This is a genomic window from Virgibacillus ihumii, from assembly GCF_902726655.1.
In the GTDB taxonomy this organism is placed as follows: Bacteria; Bacillota; Bacilli; order Bacillales; family Amphibacillaceae; genus Lentibacillus; species Lentibacillus ihumii.
The window spans coordinates 1,992,068-2,008,915 of the sequence record NZ_CACVAN010000001.1; the positions used below are offsets into that span (position 1 = coordinate 1,992,068).

A 16,848-nucleotide genomic window follows, 5' to 3' on the forward strand; every position below is an offset into this window, starting at 1 on the left:
GTTAAACTTGAATCAGTTACCCGAATCGATTTCACCATGGATGGAATACCCTAGTTATGATTGGACTCCTATCATCAAGGAATCTGACATTTATGAATACGGCATTAACCAGCACCTTTATCATCAAAGTGATAAAATCGATACTGTTTTTCTTGTGATTTCCGGACGTGTAAGACAATATCTTATATCCGCCGATGGGCAAGAAAAAGCACTGGCCATTGCAGGAACAAACTGTTTAATTGGAGAAAATAAAACAGTTGATAGTGATGTGTACTTCGAAAGTGCTGTTGCAGTATCCAAAGTTAAGGCTGCGTCACTTTCGTATAATAAATTTGAAAGTATTTTGTACAACTTCCCTAATCTCATTAAACAGTACATTGATCTCTTGAACCGAAAGATTAGACTCGCATCCGTTTACAACCTTGAATTATCATATGGCAGTTCTGTATATCGCATTTATGATGCTTTTTATCATTTGGCTTTAAATTACGGACGACAAATGGACAGTGGGATCACAATACTACTTAAATTTACACATCAAGAACTTGCTAACCTGGTCGGAACAAGCAGGGTAACCGTTGCAAAAACTGTTAATGAAATGCTAAAGAATCGGATAATCACTAAAGATGGTAAGTATTATCACATCCCTGATATTGATAAATTGTTACCTGGAGTATAAATTTAAATTGCAATTTTATCTGTAAAGTACTTTACAATTTATAATTTTTTATTTTTTTAATCATATTGAATTACAAAACTCGTAAGAAGCTATGTTTCTATTTAGATTAAAGCATTGCATTGAGTGGTTATGATCCGAGAAATCCATTTAAACTGCAACCGCCGACCCTGAGATCAATCCTATTATAAAATGCGTTCATTTCCTTTATAGTTCATATCCGTTTCCTTTCCTCAGTTGAAATTTTGTAAGATTATTCATCAAAACTACTGCCACCAATCCCGGCCATAGCAGCTATTTTCAAAGCATGTCCCCCTTCAATCGTCCCATTGCAGCTTTATTCCGGAACTCTGGAACACGCAACTTCATTCGCACCTGCTTTCCCCAAACAGCCTCTACAGTCGTATTCTCCATGATAGCGATTTCTTGATAGGTTTCCATTGCCTTTCCGTCAGTTGGTATTACGTTTTCCAAAGCATCGGATCTGTCAGTAGAAGGAGTTCTTCGCTAACGATTATGTGCTGCGTGTACTGACGGCGGTGATGGTCGCCGTCAGTGATTTAATATTCTGTTATGATACACAGGTTAAGTAGATTGCCAGAGAATCATAATCAGTTTGATAGGATCGAAGTGGTTCCACCTTTTAATTAAAATCTCCCCACCACCCCAACAAACTATTCGCAATTTTACTTCTTCAATACAACACAAAACCGCTCTCCTCCCCATTCTGTTAGTGTCTCAGCCCGATAAACCGCCATTCCCGCCTGCTTGAATGAGTAGTGGCAGAGTGTTAGATTATATAACCGTTGCTGTTCTAGAAGATTTGCTTTTTCATTATGTATCTTTCAACCGAATCGAGCAGTAGTACAACGATGCATAAAATTATTAATGAAAGCAAACTACAGCCTATACGAGGAGGAATTTGGTGCAAGTTGGAATTTTTATATCGCTGGGCGTTTATATGCTCGGGATGTTGTTAATTGGTTATTGGTCTTATCGAAGGACAAAAAACTTATCAGATTATATGTTGGGTGGACGTGATCTGGGTCCGGCGGTCACCGCGTTGTCGGCGGGAGCATCTGACATGAGCGGTTGGATGGTTATGGGACTGCCTGGCGCGATGTACGTGACGGGGGTTGCGAGTGCTTGGCTTGCAATTGGTCTTACAATAGGCGCTTATGTAAACTATTTAATATTGGCGCCCAGGTTAAGGACGTACACGGAAATCGCCAAGGACTCCATTACGATTCCTGACTACCTGGAAAATCGTTTTTTTGATTCGTCAAATATATTACGGCTGTTTTCCGGTATCTTTATATTAATTTTCTTTATTTTATATGCATCTGCCGGGATGGTTGCAGGTGGTAAATTATTTGAAAGTGCATTTGGATTGGACTATCATATCGGACTGTTTCTGACAGTTGGTGTTATCGTCGCTTATACGCTGTTTGGTGGGTTCCTTGCTGTAAGTATGACGGACTTTGTGCAAGGTATTATTATGTTCACAGCGCTGGTATTGGTACCTATCGTTGCGATTACGGATATCGGTGGAACGCAGACATTACTGGATGAATTACAGCGGATTGATCCTTCACTATTGGACTTTTTTAAAGGAGCTTCATTTGTAACGATTATATCTTTCTTAGCATGGGGTCTCGGGTATTTTGGACAACCTCACATCATTGTCCGGTTTATGGCAATCAAGTCGATGAAGGATTTAAAGGCAGCACGCCGAATTGGGATTGGCTGGATGGCTATCTCGATCGTTGGTGCCATGCTGGTTGGCCTTGTCGGTGTTGCTTACTTCAATGGATCCGGGATCGTTAATGATCCGGAAACGGTACTAATTCATTTCGCCGAAGTATTATTTAATCCGTATATCACAGGATTCATTTTAGCGGCAATTCTGGCAGCAATCATGAGTACGGTGTCTTCACAGCTGCTTGTTACATCCAGTGCGGTTACAGAAGACTTTTATCGAACCTTCATTAGACGGGATGCATCTGACAAAGAACTCGTCCTTGTCGGAAGATTGGCAGTCTTGGCTGTAGCGATTATTGCCCTGTTACTTGCCTATTCACCAAATGATACGATACTGGGTCTCGTTGGAAACGCATGGGCAGGATTCGGTGCTGCATTTGGTCCAACTATTCTGCTGAGCTTATACTGGAAACGCATGACAATCTGGGGAGCACTTGCAGGTATGGTCGTCGGTGGCCTGACCATTGTTATATGGCTGCTCATTCCAAGCCTCGCAAACTCCGAACTATATGAGTTAATTCCCGGGTTCTTTCTGAGTCTGATTGCAATCATTGTTGTCACGTTAATGACTGAAAAGCCCGGGAAACAAGTTCAGGATCAATTTGAAGAAATGGAACGTAAAATGGAAGAGTAGGGACGGAGGGACAGGCTCCTCCGTCCCATTTTTCCCTCATATATAAATCATCAACTTTTTTATATAGGTCTCCTACACCCGGACAAAACTCTAATGCAGCCAGTACCGCTTCAAGTTGGGTCGTTTTTTCATGATTAGTTACATACAACTTATCAAATATCATTTATCTCCCCTATAAGAATCATACAAAACGATTTACCAATTTTACATTTATAACACCACAATTCAACGATAGACTCATATCCCTTTATTTCAAGGTCAGGCAGGGTAAAGCCATTAAAAAAATGACAGCTCCTTGCCTTCTTTATTTTTAAAAAATTCACTGATTTTAAATTTTTCTGTTGATTTGTTAACGCTTTCTAACGTATGATGATTTACAACCCTCTTCAATGGGAAAATAAATGGAAAGGATTGATGGAATGAACGAGGTAAAAACAATCAAGTCATACTCGTTTCTAGTAAACGGAGAGTGGAAAAACAGTTCTTCGGAAAAGAAGATTGAAATTGAATCCCCATCCAGCGAGGATCGCGTGGGAGAAGTGCAGGCGATGACGGAGCATGAAGTGAATACAGCTGTAACAGGGGCAAAAGAGGCTCAACAGCATTGGGCGCGAAAATCTTTTGATGAGCGTGCACAATTGTTGTATTCCTGGGCGGAGCAGCTGCTTCAGATGAAGGATGAGCTTGCAGAAACAATTATGAAGGAAGTAGGAAAAGGCCTGGCTTCAGCAGAAAAAGAAGTCGTCCGAACAGCCGATTTCATCAAATATACCGCCGAAGAAGGGAAACGGCTGCATGGTGAACTGATTAATGGTGGCAGCTTCAACGCAGGGAGTGCCAATAAGTTCGCCTTGGTAAACCGGAATCCTATTGGCGTTGTACTTGCTATTTCACCGTTTAATTATCCGGTCAATCTGTCTGCGGCTAAAATTGCACCGGCACTGATTGGAGGAAATGCAGTCGTTTTCAAGCCTGCGACACAAGGAGCAATCAGTGGAACGCTTATGATTAAAGCGCTCGACAAGGCGGGACTTCCGTCAGGACTCGTCAATCTTGTAACAGGGAAAGGATCAGAAATTGGTGACCACTTAATTACACACCCGCTGATTGACCTCATTAATTTTACAGGCGGCTCCAATACCGGCAAATCGATTTCCCAAAAAGCGTCCATGATTCCCGTCATTCTTGAGCTCGGCGGCAAAGATCCAGCCATCGTCCTCAACGATGCAGACCTTGACAAAGCTGCAGCTGATATCGTCAGCGGCGGATTCTCGTATTCCGGCCAGCGCTGCACAGCAATTAAACGCATTCTTGCTCAGGATAAAACAGCAGATGCACTTGTTGCAAAAATAGCAGAAAAGATGGAAGGATTGAAAGTCGGTGCACCTGAGGACAGTGCCGATGTTACACCGCTGATTAACAGTAAAGCAGCCGATTATGTAACAGGATTAATTGAAGATGCTACTGAAAAAGGAGCCACAATTGTAAAAGGAAACAAACGTAGCGGCAACCTGATTCATCCAACATTGCTTGATGGTGTGACAAAAGATATGGATATCGCCTGGGAAGAACCATTCGGACCGGTCATTCCGGTAATTCGTGTAAAAAACGTGGACGAAGCAATTCAAATTGCCAACGAATCAGAATACGGATTGCAAGCAAGCATTTTCACAAAAAATATGGAGCAGGCGATCCAGATCGGCAATGAATTGGAAGTCGGTTCCGTCCAAATTAACGGCAAAACTGAGCGAGGTCCTGATCATTTTCCATTCCTCGGTGTCAAAAGTTCAGGCGTTGGCGTGCAAGGGATACGCAGAAGCATCGAATCGATGACCCGCGAAAAAGTTACCGTTCTGAACATGACCCAAGTATAAAAAACATAGCAAAGCCATGGATGTTATCTAAAAAAGATAGCACATTTTATATCCTTTTACGGGACAAAAGCGTCCCTTGCCTATAAACTTTATCCCGCCGAAGACCGATATTGATTCGCAAAGCTGCGATTTTAAAGAATAATCCTTAATATCCAGGAGTGTGAAGTTTGCCATTTGCCGGGCGCTGGAGCTGGACATGGCTCATTCTGCTTCACCCTTTAAAAAAACATCACTATTTCCACCTGCAAGCAGTGATATTTCCCGGGAAATTTGGAAAAAAAAGCAGAATAAAAGAGAAATCAGTAAAATAATAGTAGATTTACAGATAGAAAAGCCGGCCTCGCAGCCGGCTTTTTGTCATCTATTCACCTACTAATACTCTCCAATCCACGATCCTGAGTAGAGGGATAGGTGCAGTTACTGATGAATCCACGAACCTTTTAGTGTAATCGGAAGCAACCACTTAAAATTCTCATGTTATCATTTTCTGTCGCTTCGACAATTTGCAATTCATTTAAGGACGTTAACCCTAAATTAAATATTTCCTGGTTCCAAGTTTGATTTGTCAAATTATATAATATAGAAGATTCACCCATAGATTTTCCTCAAAGCCGCCTTCCCATTTATATTAATTCTCTCTTTATTACCCATCCCGAACACAACGAAAACCCAAATTTCCGGTTGAACTGTCCATTGTATTGGAACTTCTGGCAGCCACCCGATAACGATTACAATACGAATAGTGGCACAAGTAGGATCCGCCACGCATGCTTTTAGATGCTGTTTGCGGGTCTATCCTAGATAATAGATTCATAGATTGATCAAACCAATCGGAACACCATTCCCATACATTCCCTGCCATGTTATATAATCCATATCCGTTTGGAGGGAATGATTCTACTGGGGCCGTTCCTAAATAACCATCTTCCCTCGTGTTTGTTCGCGGGAAATCCCCTTGCCATATGTTGCAATAATGTTCACCGTCTGGGTGTAATTCATCGCCCCATGCATATTTTTTCTGTTCCAGCCCACCCCGTGCCGCAAACTCCCATTCTTTCTCTGTCGGAAGTCGTTTGCCAGCCCATTTGCTAAATGCTTCAGCATCGTTCCAGGATACATGTGTAACAGGATGATCCATATGACTTTTGATACTGGAACCACTACCTTCCGGCTGGTACCAGAATGCATTTTTGACAGCGAACCACCATGGTGTTCCCGGCAGTTGCTGTGACTTCTTCAGCTGTTCGTCAGATAAAAATTTATAAAAAACAAATGACCAACCATATTTTTCAGCATCCGTAACATAACCAGTTTCATCAATAAATCGCTTGAATTCCTCGTTACTCACGGTTGTTCGATCTATATAAAATGGTTTCACCTCAACTTTTCGTACGGGGCCTTCCTTATCAGATGAAAAACCATCTCTATCTTCTGTTCCCATCAAAAATACCCCGCCTGATAAATAAACCATTTTTTCCTTGAATTTAAGACCTCCATTTTCGGTTACTGGACTTTGATGACCTTTCATGTTCACGTTGGAAATGCTGCCTCTGCTTACTGAACAGCATGAATTTTCAGGTGTATGTCGGTTCATAGGTTTATAACTCCCTATAAATGTTTAGTGGTACTCATTTTTTAGGTGGTCGTGTTCTGTACCGAATACGTGAGAACCGTCACCTTGCTTTAACCTTTATTAAACATTCGTCCGCTTCGCCCACTCTTCCCAGTGGTTTCTCAATTCATTAACCAATTCGGGAAAATCAGCAGCAACATTAAACATCTCTGCCCGATCCGTGTCAATATTGTAAAGCTCCCAACCCCTCTCCTTTATTTTAACGAGTTTCCAGTTATCCCGACGTATGGCACAATGTCCTTCATGTTCGAAGCATAAAGTCCGTGATTCCGGTGGTTCCCCTTGAAATGCACTTCTTAAGCTTTGCCCTTCCATAGGCAGAATTCCGTTTCCTTGAAATTCTTCCGGGTAGGAAACACCGGCTATATCAACGAAGGTCGCCATAAAATCAATGAAGTGCCCGGGGCGGTGATCAATCTGTCCGTTCCTTTTCACCCTTTCCGGCCAATGTACAATTAGAGGTGTACTGATTCCTCCTTCATGACTGTAGTGTTTATATAATCGGAGCGGCGTGCTGCAAGCATTCGCCCATCCTGAACCATAACTATGGTAAGAATCCGGTCCTCCCATGCGATCAAGGTCTTCTTTACGATGTAAAAAATTCGAGGTTGTAATCCAGTCATCAAATCCCCATGGATCCCATTCCGCACAGGCACCATTGTCAGAGCAAAACAGAATAAGGGTATCCTCCAATTCATCATGTCCCCGAAGATTTTCAAGTACACGACCGATGTTTTGGTCCATTCGGTCCACCATCGCAGCATAAATCGCCATACGTCGAACCAGATCTTTTTTACGGTCAGGGTCGATGGTTTCCCATGCGGGATTAGTCCCCTGAATGTTGCGGTCGCGATCCCAGTATTCTGCCCGTGGATTAAGCGGCATATGTTCATCCACCAACTGCAGTTCTTTCATTCGAGCCAAACGTTCTTCACGAATTTGGTCCCATCCTCTTTCATAGTACTTTTCATATTTGGCAATTTCCTCTTTCGGTGCCTGCAAAGGAAAATGCGGGGCATTATAGGAAAGATAGAGAAAATATGGATTGTCATCGCCGCGTGATTCCTCAATAAAGTCCAGCGCATGATCTGTAATTGCATCTGTTGCGTAAAATTCGCCATCTGAATAGTTTCTTTTAGGACGATCTTCCGGCAGGCGAACATAATTTTTCTTATCCCAAAAACTCCCAAAACCACCGAGCATTCCATAAAAATCATCAAACCCTCGTTCAATCGGTCCGCGTTTTCCCACGTGCCACTTGCCTGCTAAATAAGTATGGTATCCCCCATTGCCCAGCACTTCTGCCAATGTGACGGATTCATCTTTCAAGTAACCGCGGTAACCGGGATGTTCCTTATCCTCCGTCATTTCCCCGACTCCGGATTGATGCGGATAAACGCCCGTCAAAAGTGAAGCGCGGCTCGGACAGCAACGGGCAGAGTTATAAAATTGTGTAAACCGAAGCCCTTCTCCCCCGAGTTTATCAAGATTCGGGGTATTGATTTCACTTCCATAACAACCAAGGTCGGAAAATCCAAGATCATCCGCTAAAATCAAAATAATATTCGGCTTGTCAGCTTTTTTATTGTTTTGGGCCAAGTTTATAATCTCCTTTCATATTCTAATCAGAATAAATCTCAAAATTATCAAATACAGCTGTTCCGTTACTGGTGCGGACCCCCGCTTTCCCGTGTGTAAACGGAATGGAGCTATTGTCATCATAATTAATTAATGGGCGATCCATATCATCCAGGTACACTTTAATATTCGTACCATTTACAACCACTTTCATATGGTATGTCTTGTTTAACTCAAGCGGTTCACTGGTAGCAACCCCTTTAAGGTAAGTCCAGCCATAATTTTCTTTACCAAGATACACGCCATTTGTTGTAATATAGGCGAAATATCCCTGATTAAAATGTTTAAAATTACCGAGGTGGCTTCCGTCCGCCGGATTAGTCGATCGGACAAGTATTCCGCTTTTAATACCGGAATCTTTCATAACAATGTCGGTCTCTATTGTATAATTGGACCAGCCATCATCACCGGTCAACGCCTTTGCATAGTTACCGCCAAGAAGATATTTCCCATTTTCTACTGATATATCACCTTCGTAGCGCTTCCAGCCGTCATCATTACCGTCATTAAAATCGTACGTGATCGTCGGCACGGATTCACTCTTTTTAAATGCAATCGATTGAAAATCGTATTCGCCTTTCACAATTTCAACTTTAAGCTGCTGCACCCCTGCCTCAAGTGGAAGGTTTTTAATGGTGAAGGTGTCCCAATCATTCCAGCCCCCTGTATTTGGAACATCCACAACGCCTGTTAAATCCTGCGAACCGCTCCAAATTCTAATTTTGGCATCTTTAAATGTTGTCGCCACTCTCAGATCAACATCATATGTTCCAGTTTCTGCCACATTGACCTTGTATTTTAGCCATTCGCCCGTTTGATTCCAGCCAACGTTATAACCACCTTCAGGGTTCAGGCGAATGTCAACAGCACCATTACGGTACATTCCGCCAATATTTTCATTGGTCTTGTCATGATATCCGGTACCTTCACCGCCTGACATATAATGGACTGCTTCTATCGTACCCGGAACAGGTTTTGGCGTGTCCCAGGCACCGCTGCCATTGAATTTATTACTGAATGCGGTATATCCAAATAATGCATCAGTGTTCCGGTCAATATAACCGATTTTACCCCCATTCAAGTCTGCGTTTCGGGTTTGTTTTAACATGCCGTCAATAAAAATTTTGAATTGATCGTCGTCTTTTTTGACACGAATATTATGAAGGACATTGTAATCATAATCATCAGGCAAGGACGAATACTCCCAACCTTGTTTTTCACCATTAACAACAAATTGCGTTTGCAAAAGATGATGATTCTTGTTGATTAAAGCTACTCCGTAATTTTCGTTATCCTGGTATGCAAAAACAACACCATAACCGGGATTTCGTACTTTATCAGGCGGATGTCCTTTTTCATCGGTTGTAAGCTGCAATAAATTAAATTCCGCACTGAAATTGTTCTCCGTAGAAGCTTCGGATACCATGCCTTCCCATCTGTTATGCGGATTTTTGTTTTGTTTTTCTTTGGATGTAAGATTGGATATTTCTATAGTTGACCATTTTTTCTCATCCGGGTTGGAAAAGTCATCACTGAAAGCCGGCATGGCCGGATCCGGCTGTTCGCTGGATGTCGGGCCGAGCACCTCCATTTTTTTACCGTTCCAGACCACCTTGTCCAGGTTAAAGTGTCTTCCGGGATCTGCCTGGCTATGATAAACCATATAATACGTGTCAAGATCGGGTCCGATAATCATGCTGTTATGTCCTGTACCATGTATTGGCCCTTCCGTATTAATCAAAACCGGATTGTCAGTTGACGGGAGAAAATTTGTAAGCGGACTCCCGCTTGTTGCATAATTCACCCTGTATCCCCTGTTCCAGACGTGGTTTCCGGTATAGGTCATATAATATAATCCATTCCGTTTAAGTAATGTAGCCCCCTCAGTCCAGCCACCCATATAACTTCCGGTGATAGTACCTTTCCCGATCGTATAGGGATCGGTCATTGGATGGGAAACAATACCGGCATCACTTGCATTGTAAAAATACCACTGACCATCATCATCAATAAATACATGTCCATCAATTGTATGACCAATATTCCCTGTTTTCACCTTAAACGGGCCAGTTGGGCTGGTACTTCTTAGTACATAGTGGCCATTTCCTCCGGGTGACGTATACATGTAAAAGTAGCCGTTCCAATATACAACTTCGGGTGCGTATGCAGCTTTTGTAACGGGGTCGGTGGTACTGAGTCCTTCGTAAGTCCAATCCACCAGATTGTTCGAACTCCATACTTTAATACCGCTCTTGTCATCCACAGTGCTGACATACATATAATAAACACCGTTATGTTTCAGGATATAAGGATCCCCGGAACCATAATAGACACCGGTATCCCATTTCCACTCATTTGGCAGAATAATTGGGTTTTCGTAGGCAGATGCCACCGTTGAAAAACCCAATGTGCATGCAGCGATAATTAACGCAAAACACAATCCTTTTAGATAATAGTTCATTTTTACCTCCTATTTTTTTACAGCACACTTGTTTCTTCCGTTTTCTGTGCACGATCTATTTTCAAAAATACCCGGTGAGCACTATAGTAAAGGAAAAAACTGATTAAACTGGCACAGTAAAACATCAAGCTTCCCGGCAGAAACCTAAATATTAAAAATGACAGGAAGATACCCCCAATCATCAAAAGCGTGGACGGTAATTGAGAAATCCCAATCAAAAACGCATTTTTGATATAACCTTTCAGATCAGGCGATTCAAAATGGACAAACACCGGGAAAAGGTAAACAGCCGTCAATAAATATGCTGCGCATACCGCCACAACCAAGATTAACAGGAAGATATTCCATGCTCCTTCATAGTTTAATACGAACCGAAAGTCAAAATATAAAACAAATCCAATCACGAAGAAAAGGAGACTGAGAATATTCGACTGAATAAAATCTTTCCGGTAATGATCCCAGAAAGTTTTAAAGATCGGAATATCTGTCTTACCCATGATCCATTTTCTGATGATAGAAAAAAGCGCTGCCGTCGCCGGAGCTGCCCCCAGAACAACAAGCCCGAGCAATGTAAAACCTATCCATAACAGGTTGGCTATTGCAAGTTTCATCACCCAGTCGCACGCTTGATATACGCGCGACATGACTCCGCCAAACTCCATACCTCCAAACCTCCCTGTGCAGTAATCAAGTAAAAGGCCGAGGCTGGGACAAAAAGTGATTTATCAAAAGAAAAAACGAATTAAATGGTGGACTCAGCCGCTCCGGAAATATACTTCGCTTTCCGCGGGCGGCTGTTGAGCCCTCCTCGTACTTACGCACTGCGGGGTCTCATCTAGGCCTTTCCTCCCGCAGGAGTCTACGCATATTTCCTCCGCTATATAGTGCTTCTCCCGATACACATATTATTTTTGTCCCAGCCTCATGCTCTAAAATCAGCGATTAATCTTGCGGATTTTTTCGAGACTGACCTTTGGCTCCCTTTTTTCCGTCAGCAATCCGTTAATTTCCTGTTGAACGTCTGCAATTTGCGTATAACAATAACCCGAGATATATTCAGAATCTTTAATAGCCTGAGTGATAGATTGATATCGTTGCAGAAACGCCTCCTCAGTGGCGACTTGATTACCATAGCCCCAGCCTACTTCTTCCTGAAAAGCAATCCCACCATACTCGCTTATAATAATAGGCTGACCTTGATACTTATACCCATTGGCAAGTGCAAACTTATGTCCATTATGCGCTGTTTCATTTTGAACAATCTTTTCTTTGTCCGCATATCTCTTCGCAAAAACTTCTCCCAGCTCTTCATAATCATGAAGGGCAAGAATATCCGAAACCGTATGTTCCCAACCGTCATTGACAATGACAGGTCGCATCGAATCCAAGGATTTCGTTAAGTAGTAAATTCCTTCTGTAAAGCGTTGCTGCTTTTCATCCGTAAAAATATTTTTGACGCCCCATGACTCATTGAAAGGCACCCACGTGATAATTGACGGATGATTATAATTTTGCTGGACGATATCAATCCATTCTTTTGTAAAATAATCGACTGCCTCCTGGGAAAATTCGTAGGTTGCTGCGGCCTCAGACCAAACGAGCAAACCTTTTCTATCACACCAGTACAAAAATCGCGGATCTTCAATTTTCTGGTGCTTGCGAACGCCGTTAAAACCCATCTCAATCGTTTTATCAATATCATCTATCATCGCCTCATCCGATGGCGGCGTTAACATCGAATCCGGCCAATACCCTTGGTCAAGAATTAACTTCTGGTAGATTGGTGAATTATTTAACAATACCTGTCCATTCTCAATCGATACTTTTCGCATCCCAAAGTACGATTCAACCCGGTCAACTACGATTTCTCCATCAAAGAGGGTAAATGTAACATCATATAGATTTGGATGATTCGGATGCCAGAGTTTCACTTTCCATTCACCGATCCCGCTTGCAATATTCATTTTCATCTCCATTGATGAACGGTCAACGGTTTGACTGAATGATTTCACTGGTTCCCCATCAAACTGAATATCTGTTTGTATGAGAAGGTTGCTGTGATTTATGGAATCAGCAAATTTATACTCAAACAACACAGAGCTTGTATCGATATCCGGCGTCATTTTCACAGATTCCAGATGATGTTCGTTTACAAATTCCAGCCAAACAGTTTGCCATATTCCGGTTGTTTGTACATACCAGCAGCCAAAGTTCTCCGATATCCAGCGCTGTTTCCCCCGGGGCTGATAACAACTGTTGCTATCTTCGACTTTTACGACGAGTTCGTGATGATCGGAACCATTCAAATGATCTGTCACATCGAAAGTAAACTTGGTATACCCACCTTGATGATCTCCGACAAACTGTCCATCGACCCATACTTTTGTCACATAATCAGATGCATTGAAGTGCAGGAGAATCTGTTTTCCGCTTTCTTCTTCTGGAATTTCAAAGGATCGTCGGTACCATATATAAGGATGAAACGTTTCCTCGCCAATACCGCTCGCTTTCGTTTCATAGGTAAACGGAACGATAATGTTCCTGTCAAAATCATGTTTTTTATACCACTGCTGCTGTTCACCAACATTAGCATCATCAAAATTAAAATCCCATTTCCCATTGAGATTCATCCATCTTTTTCTTTCAAATTGCGGCCTTGGATAATGTGTGGGTACGTTTTGTTCTGTTATCACGATCATAACTCCTTTATTAATTTATTTTTCTATGGATCGATAAGGTCTTATCCTTTAATCCCTGTAAAACTAATCCCTTTAACAATCTGTTTCTCGAAGAAAAAGAATGCAATAATTACTGGGATTGAAGCTACCGCATTCACCGTCATTGGTAAGATGTAATCCTGCGAGTAATTCGAATTAAATGTTGGAATCCCAATCGGAAGTGTATACAACTCTTCTGAGAAAATAGCCAGATAAGGCCACAAAAATTCATTCCACGAACCGATAAAAGTAAAAATCGCAATCGCAGCCATTGCCGGTTTGGCCAGTGGCAGCACGATATTATAATAAATCCTGAACAGGGAACAACCGTCAATTTTAGCACTATCAATTACTTCACTCGGAACGCCGTCGAAAAAGCTCTTAAGGATAACGACGCCAAGGGGTGATGCAATTCCTGGAAGAATTAAGGCGATATATGAATCAAGCAAACTTAAATCTTTTACAATCTGGTACAACGGAATAATAGTTGCTTCGCCCGGGACCATTAATCCTGCGAGAAAAAATACAAAGATAAACTTCCTGTAGCTGAACTTAATTTGCGAAATAGCGAAAGCAGCCATCGAAGTAACTATCAGCGTAATTATAGTTGAAATGACTCCTACAATCAGACTATTAATCAACCATCTGAAAACCTTTGTATCCGTCGCTACATGCACATAGTTTTCAAACGTATACGGCGGTATAAACCATTCCACCACACCACTAATAGCTGTTCCCTGTTCTTTAAGTGATACGAAAAACATCCATATGAGAGGAACCAGGAACAGGACTGCCGTAATAAACGGAAGCACATTACGTATAACCTTCCCCATTTTCCATTTGGGCTTTTTCGGTTGGGGCGGCTGATTCTGGCGTGGTTGATTCTGACGTGGTGGTTCCTGTCTATGTTGATTCTCCTGTTTCGGCATTGTTTTAGTTTCCATCCCTATATAACCCCCTGATCATCAGACCGGCTTTTCAATTGAATTAAGGACAGGATTAGTAAAATGAAAAATAATGCGTAAGACATTGTCGCCGCATAACCGAGATTAAATTTCTCAAAACCTGCCTGATAAATATACTGAATAAGCGGCCTGGTTTTCGTACCGGGACCCCCGCCGGTTATTAACAGAATTTGCGCAAATACTTTATAGGAAGCAAGTATTTGCAATAGCAAAACTACTCTGCCAATAGGTATCAGCTGAGGGAGCGTAATATACCGGAATTTTTGCCAGGCAGTACCCCCGTCAATATCAGCAGACTCATATAAATAATCCGGAATGTCCTGCAACGCTGCCAAAAACAGGATCATGTTAAATCCTACTGTCCACCATAACGTCACACCAACAATAGAGACCCATGCAAGCGTCGGTTCCGCCAGCCAAAAGAACTCTTTTTGAATGCCCACCATATGAAGAAACGAATTCAAAAATCCTGTATAAGGCTGCAGGAAAAAGATTGCAATATAGGAAATCACCGATACCGATAATATAGAGGGAAGAAAATATGCGCCTCGATAAAACCCCCGTAATTTCGATTTTGAATTGGCCATCAACGCAAGTACCAGCGCCAATATAATCATGGTTGGTGTTGATAAAATCGTAAACAACGTTGTATTCCAAAGTGAACCCCAAAAATCGGGATCCTGAAACATCTTGATATAGTTTGCAAACCCTACAAATTCCATTTTCTGAATAATTGACCAATCGTAGAAGCTCATTTGCAAACCCTTAAAGATTGGATAAATGGTAAACATCATATAAATGATAAAAAATGGGAGTAAAAAGGGGATTGCCTTCATATTCCCTGACATTGATTTACCTTTCATCTGCCATCCACCTCCATCTGTACATTATTTTTCAGGCGTCAACAACGAGTTCTCTAATAATTCATCAATTTCTCGTTCCGCTTTCTTAAATGCATCCTCAGCGGATACACTGCCGTTAAGGATCGTATCCAGATTTCGAGTAAGTATTGTCTCAATCGTCCCATTGGCTACTGAGGGCTTCTGAAAGGCAACATGGTCGGCAATTTGAACATATTGACTTCTGTGTGGCAATTCCTTGAAGGCCTCTTTTTCATATACCGTTTGTTTTGCAGGTATATGTCCTGCCCCTGCCCAGATTTGTCCATTTTCGGCAACAAAACTTGCAAATTTAAATGCTGCCTTCCGTTTTTCCTCATCAGCATTTTCGTGATTCGGCAAAAACAACGTATGTGAATTACCAAAGACAGCCTTTTCCCCAAAAATCGCCGGAACCGGAGTGACGCCGAATTCCAAGTTTTTCGTTCCTTCCCATATTCCTGTGGACCAAACGCCGGTAATTAGAGTAGCCGCATTCCCGTTCTGAAACATGCGGTAAAAGTCAGTAATGTGTAACGGGATGACCTTATGCTTGTAATACAAATCTTTCATATAATTTGCAGCTTTTACCGCTTTCTTCATCTCAAAGTCTGTTGAGCTCAGATCATCAGACAAAACACCGTCCGCACCAAGCTGATGATAAAACGACCACCATAACCGGTATGGATCTATACCGGTTGTTGCAAATGAGAAAGGAGCAATGTCATTAGGCAGTTCCTTTTTCAGCTTAGTTAGGAAATTAACAAAACCCTCTGGAGTCTCCTCAATGATTGGTTTACCCTGTTCATTCAACAAGCCGGCTTTTCTCAGGTGTTTTTTGTTGTAGTAAAAAGCAATAGGATGGGTATCAATCGGAATTGCGTAGTGTTTACCGTTCATGATAGATGCTTCCAAAATATTCTGATTAAACTTATCCCAGTCAAGGCCTTGTTTTTGCGCATCAGAATCAAGGCTGCTGACAACTCCAAGTTCAACCAACTGTGGCAGCCTGGAAATGTGTGAAACTGCGACATCGGGTGCTTTCCCGGCAGCAATTCCTGTTACCAATTTAGTATAGTAATCGTCAAACGGTAATTGAATATAGTTCACGTGTATATCAGGATGGGATTTGTTAAACTTCTGAACAATCTCTTTCATGAACTCGGCGTCACCACCGCCGAACAACGTCCAATAGTCAAGTTCTACTTTGTCACTATTTGAAGAACCCACCGCCGGATTCGAACATCCGGATATAAAAACTAGTAACAAAATCAAAAGTACTATGGAAAAACTTTTTTTCCTCACCCGTTTCACTCCTCCTTTTCTATGAAAATACCCCTATAAATTTGAAATAGAATCCATCGACCTTCAAAATCCAATTACTCGGTTCATGTTTTCATAAACGCCTCCTCCCTGTGTCCCATAATTTGTTGTTATCTCAGATGTTTACAATTCATTACAATATATTTGTACAAAACATAAAAACTGTATTAAATATACGATAACGCTTTCATTTCACTAAGTCAATCATTTTTTTGAAAAAATAAAAGTTTCAAAAATAAAGCCCATTCAATGCTTCCTGCATTGAATGGGCTTTATTTTTATGTATGT

At 41.7% G+C, this 16,848-nt stretch carries 12 protein-coding genes; 3 read left to right on the forward strand and 9 right to left on the reverse strand.

What is annotated here, in order from left to right:
• Positions 1-7 precede the first annotated feature (7 nt).
• Positions 8-679: a Crp/Fnr family transcriptional regulator gene (locus HUX68_RS09730; RefSeq protein WP_174614640.1), complete on the forward strand. Its 672-nt coding sequence runs from the start codon at positions 8-10 to the stop codon at positions 677-679.
• Positions 680-976: 297 nt separating this feature from the next.
• On the opposite strand, the gene HUX68_RS09735 is transcribed toward HUX68_RS09730, so the two are convergent.
• Complete coding sequence (locus HUX68_RS09735; RefSeq protein WP_174614641.1) at positions 977-1,150, reverse strand: hypothetical protein; 174 nt, start codon at positions 1,148-1,150, stop codon at positions 977-979.
• 451 nt (positions 1,151-1,601) lie between these two features.
• Between HUX68_RS09735 and putP the strand changes: the two genes are divergently transcribed.
• On the forward strand, positions 1,602-3,071 hold the full coding sequence (putP, locus tag HUX68_RS09740; RefSeq protein ID WP_174614642.1) for a sodium/proline symporter PutP: 1,470 nt from the start codon (positions 1,602-1,604) through the stop codon (positions 3,069-3,071).
• 419 nt (positions 3,072-3,490) lie between these two features.
• On the forward strand, positions 3,491-4,945 hold the full coding sequence (locus tag HUX68_RS09745) for an NADP-dependent glyceraldehyde-3-phosphate dehydrogenase (RefSeq protein WP_174614643.1): 1,455 nt from the start codon (positions 3,491-3,493) through the stop codon (positions 4,943-4,945).
• Between the two features lie 643 nt (positions 4,946-5,588).
• On the opposite strand, the gene HUX68_RS09750 is transcribed toward HUX68_RS09745, so the two are convergent.
• The 8 genes from HUX68_RS09750 to HUX68_RS09785 all read right to left on the reverse strand — a co-directional run bounded on the left by HUX68_RS09750 (position 5,589) and on the right by HUX68_RS09785 (position 16,542).
• Positions 5,589-6,539, reverse strand: coding sequence for a formylglycine-generating enzyme family protein (locus HUX68_RS09750; protein WP_174614644.1), 951 nt, complete (start codon positions 6,537-6,539; stop codon positions 5,589-5,591).
• Between the two features lie 99 nt (positions 6,540-6,638).
• Positions 6,639-8,177, reverse strand: coding sequence for an arylsulfatase (locus tag HUX68_RS09755; RefSeq protein ID WP_174614645.1), 1,539 nt, complete (start codon positions 8,175-8,177; stop codon positions 6,639-6,641).
• Between the two features lie 22 nt (positions 8,178-8,199).
• On the reverse strand, positions 8,200-10,677 hold the full coding sequence (locus HUX68_RS09760) for a family 43 glycosylhydrolase (protein WP_174614646.1): 2,478 nt from the start codon (positions 10,675-10,677) through the stop codon (positions 8,200-8,202).
• Positions 10,678-10,694: 17 nt separating this feature from the next.
• Positions 10,695-11,339 (reverse strand): YesL family protein, encoded by a 645-nt coding sequence (locus HUX68_RS09765; protein ID WP_174614647.1) that lies wholly within the window; start codon positions 11,337-11,339, stop codon positions 10,695-10,697.
• A gap of 273 nt (positions 11,340-11,612) precedes the next feature.
• Positions 11,613-13,376: a glycoside hydrolase family 2 protein gene (locus HUX68_RS09770; RefSeq protein WP_174614648.1), complete on the reverse strand. Its 1,764-nt coding sequence runs from the start codon at positions 13,374-13,376 to the stop codon at positions 11,613-11,615.
• Positions 13,377-13,417: 41 nt separating this feature from the next.
• On the reverse strand, positions 13,418-14,338 hold the full coding sequence (locus HUX68_RS09775) for a carbohydrate ABC transporter permease (RefSeq protein WP_246206652.1): 921 nt from the start codon (positions 14,336-14,338) through the stop codon (positions 13,418-13,420).
• Between the two features lie 2 nt (positions 14,339-14,340).
• Entirely contained in the window at positions 14,341-15,222 is an 882-nt protein-coding gene (locus tag HUX68_RS09780) for a carbohydrate ABC transporter permease (RefSeq protein ID WP_174614649.1), read from the reverse strand.
• A gap of 24 nt (positions 15,223-15,246) precedes the next feature.
• Positions 15,247-16,542 (reverse strand): ABC transporter substrate-binding protein, encoded by a 1,296-nt coding sequence (locus HUX68_RS09785; protein WP_174614650.1) that lies wholly within the window; start codon positions 16,540-16,542, stop codon positions 15,247-15,249.
• Positions 16,543-16,848: the final 306 nt, after the last annotated feature.

Coding starts and splice junctions, on each gene's coding strand:
- HUX68_RS09745 (WP_174614643.1), top strand. CDS start 3,491: ATGAACGAGGTAAAAACAATCAAGTCATACTCGTTTCTAGTAAACGGA.
- HUX68_RS09750 (WP_174614644.1), bottom strand. CDS start 6,539: ATGAACCGACATACACCTGAAAATTCATGCTGTTCAGTAAGCAGAGGC.
- HUX68_RS09760 (WP_174614646.1), bottom strand. CDS start 10,677: ATGAACTATTATCTAAAAGGATTGTGTTTTGCGTTAATTATCGCTGCA.
- HUX68_RS09765 (WP_174614647.1), bottom strand. CDS start 11,339: ATGGAGTTTGGCGGAGTCATGTCGCGCGTATATCAAGCGTGCGACTGG.
- HUX68_RS09770 (WP_174614648.1), bottom strand. CDS start 13,376: ATGATCGTGATAACAGAACAAAACGTACCCACACATTATCCAAGGCCG.
- HUX68_RS09775 (WP_246206652.1), bottom strand. CDS start 14,338: ATGGAAACTAAAACAATGCCGAAACAGGAGAATCAACATAGACAGGAA.
- HUX68_RS09780 (WP_174614649.1), bottom strand. CDS start 15,222: ATGAAAGGTAAATCAATGTCAGGGAATATGAAGGCAATCCCCTTTTTA.